Raw genomic sequence first — 2,800 nt, 5'->3', positions numbered from 1 at the left:
GTGAGCGTCCGGTGAGCGCTTTTTGCTGAGCGGGCCAAATGGGCGATGTTCTGAAATTAGAACCGGCATTAGTGCCGGCATTAATTCCAGATCTGAGGGATTGGCATGGCGCGAATGGAGATCATTTCCGGCGTTGAGCGGAGGCGACGATGGTCGAAGGAAGCAAAGCTGGCGATATTGGCGGAAGCGGATCAACCCGGCGCTCGCATTGGTGAAGTTGCCCGCCGTCATGACATCTTTCCTGCGCAGATCCGTTTGTGGCGGAAGATGCGGGGTCAGGCGGATACGTCAACCTCGTTTCTTCCGGTGCATCTGATTGACGACGTTGGCGCTGCCCAGGATCCTGCCGATCGTGGGACGCCGATGCTCGTTGAGATCCGTCTACGGAACGGTCGCAGACTGAAGGTTCCGGCCGAGATTAAGCGCAAGACGTTGGCGTCCTTGATCGCTTGCGTGGAGGCGGCATGATTGGGCCTTCTGGGAATGTGCGGGTCTATCTGGCCTGCGGGGTGACCGATATGCGTCGTGGCATCGATGGATTGTCAACCATGGTCGAGGCGGTGATCAAGGAAACACCGGGCTCCGGTGCGATCTTTGGCTTCCGCGGAAAACGCGCCGACCGGATCAAACTTCTGTGGTGGGACGGCCAAGGGTTCTGCCTGTTTTACAAGATTTTGGAGCGCGGATACTTTCCCTGGCCCACTGCGAAAGAAGGCGTTGCACACCTGACGCAGGCGCAGCTTTCGATGCTTGTGGAAGGGATAGACTGGCGTCGACCGGCCTGGACTTCAGCCCCCGGACGAACGGGGTAAAAGCTATATTTTGCAAGGGGATCCGGGTTAAAATGTTGGCGCTTTCACAGCAAATCGGCTATGTTTTGGGGCATGGAAACAACGCCTCTGGACAGTCAGAACGAGCTCTTGGCACTGCGCGCGCTCGTCGCTGAACAGGCGGCGAAGCTTGAGAGCCAAAAGGCCGAAGTCAGCAAGCGCGACTCCATTATCGGTCTTCTGCGTGCACAACTGGAGCTGCTTCGACATCGGCAGCACGGTGCCTCTTCGGAGAAAATTGATCGGAAGATCGAGCAATTCGAGTTGATGCTGGAGGAGATCGAGGCGTCTCGCGCCGAAGCCGAGGCTCGATCTGGAAAAGCTCCGTTGCCGGATCTGGAGGATGCCCCGAACAAGCCGAAACGCCGGCCATTGCCGGATGGCCTTCCGACCGAAGAAATGGTGTACGCAGCACCCTGCAATTGCCCGACCTGTGGCGGAACTTCATTCCTGAAAGCGGCCGACAAGGTCGTGCAGGTGATGGAGCACGTTCCGGCTTCGGTGAAGATCGTCCGCCATGTTGAAAAGCGCATGATCTGCAAGGATTGCGATACGACGGTGTCCGGCGAAATGCCGACTTTGCCGATCGAGCGCGGCAAGCCTGGGCCGGGATTGCTCGCCCATATCATGGTCTCCAAGTTCGATGATCACATTCCACTCTACCGTCTGTCCGAGATGTATGATCGCTTGGGAATAGACATCTCTCGCTCCGTTATGGCGGATTGGGTAGGCCGGGTATCGGCCCTTCTTGCGCCGCTCGTTTTGCTGATCAGGGCCCATGTCGCGTCGGTCGATCGAATACACACGGACGATACCCCGGTCGATGTTCTCGACCCTGGGCGCGGGAGAACAAAAACAGGCCGGGTCTGGGTCTATGTCTTCGATGGCAGTGGGTATAGAGATCGGACGCCTGGAGCCATTGCCTATTATTACAGCCCCGACCGCAAGGGCGCGCATCCGGCAGACCACCTCGCTGAGTTCAGCGGCGTGATGCATGCTGATGGCTATGGCGGCTATAAGAAGCTTTACGGCAACCAGATCACTGAAGCGGCCTGCATGGCGCATGTGCGTCGCAAGTTCCATGACGTGATCAAGCTCAAGCCGTCTCCTGTGGCTGACGAGGCGCTGTCGCGCATCGGTGCGCTCTACGATATCGAGGATCGCATTCGCGGCATGACGGCCGCCGAGCGCCAGGCATTGCGACAAGAACACGCTGGTCCCGTTCTTCGAGATTTGAAGGCATGGATCGAGGAGACGCTTTCGACTTTGCCGCAGAAACAGAAGCTGGCTGAAGCGATGCGGTATGCCCTGTCACGGTGGGCGGCCTTGAGCGTCTACATCGACGATGGACGTGTCGAAATCGACAACAACATTGCTGAAAGGGCGATGCGCCCGCTCGGAATTGGTCGAAAGAACTGGCTTTTTGCAGGCTCTGACCAGGGCGGCGAGCGCATCGCCAATATCCTGACCATCATCGAGACGACCAAACTCCACGACCTCAATCCGGAAGTCTATCTGACAGACGTCCTGACCCGCATTCAGGATCATCCCGCAGATCGCCTTGAAGAGCTGCTGCCGTGGCACTGGAAGCCAGTGAAAACCCTGTCCGAGGCTGCGTGATGGCGCGATCAAGGTTCATCTATACGCTTAAAGAAGTCGCCGGCATGATCGGCGAGAACCTCGAACTCATCGAGGAAGTGACGGCCAACTCGGACAATATCGCCGAGGGTGAATTGCTCTATGTTCGCGACGGCAGCGAAGATGGCACAAAGGGCCTCACCGAGAACGGCGTGGACGATCTCCGGGACCTGCTCGCCGACATACGAACATGGGATGGTGGCATCCGCCAGTTTCTCCTCGATGAGCGATGTGACCCCGAGATGATCGAGCGCGTCATGGCCGACGAAGCCAAGCGAGGCCTATAACTTCGGTCTCTCGACCCTGACAAAATCCACTCGCCGGACGCTCAC

The 2,800-nt window shown here is 58.0% G+C and carries 5 protein-coding genes; 4 read left to right on the top strand and 1 reads right to left on the bottom strand.

All coding sequences use genetic code 11. The features are described 5' to 3' along the window. On the bottom strand, positions 1-231 hold a 231-nt coding region (locus tag ABID16_RS23565), incomplete at its 3' end, for a hypothetical protein (RefSeq protein WP_354558821.1). On the opposite strand from ABID16_RS23565, the gene ABID16_RS23560 reads away from it, so the two are divergent. The 4 genes from ABID16_RS23560 (at position 178) to ABID16_RS23545 (ending at position 2,755) form a co-directional block, all read left to right on the top strand. Further along, positions 178-468, top strand: a complete 291-nt coding sequence (locus ABID16_RS23560) for a transposase (protein WP_354558820.1) — start codon at positions 178-180, stop codon at positions 466-468. The two genes, ABID16_RS23565 and ABID16_RS23560, sit on opposite strands and share 54 nt — an antisense overlap. Further along, positions 465-812: an IS66 family insertion sequence element accessory protein TnpB gene (gene tnpB, locus ABID16_RS23555; RefSeq protein ID WP_354558819.1), complete on the top strand. Its 348-nt coding sequence runs from the start codon at positions 465-467 to the stop codon at positions 810-812. Before ABID16_RS23560 ends, tnpB begins: the two co-directional genes overlap by 4 nt. A 72-nt stretch (positions 813-884) precedes the next feature. Continuing rightward, a complete protein-coding gene (tnpC, locus tag ABID16_RS23550) occupies positions 885-2,450 on the top strand; it encodes an IS66 family transposase (protein ID WP_354558818.1) in 1,566 nt (521 codons plus the stop codon). Beyond that, positions 2,450-2,755, top strand: a complete 306-nt coding sequence (locus tag ABID16_RS23545; protein WP_354558817.1) for a hypothetical protein — start codon at positions 2,450-2,452, stop codon at positions 2,753-2,755. Before tnpC ends, ABID16_RS23545 begins: the two co-directional genes overlap by 1 nt. The last annotated feature ends 45 nt before the right edge of the window (positions 2,756-2,800 follow it).

It is taken from the genome of Limnomicrobium aquaticum, assembly GCF_040545545.1.
In the GTDB taxonomy this organism is placed as follows: domain Bacteria; phylum Pseudomonadota; class Alphaproteobacteria; order Rhizobiales; family Rhizobiaceae; genus Ensifer_A; species Ensifer_A aquaticum.
Note: the sequence above shows the minus strand (reverse complement) of the source record. Positions and strands in the feature narration are given on the sequence as shown.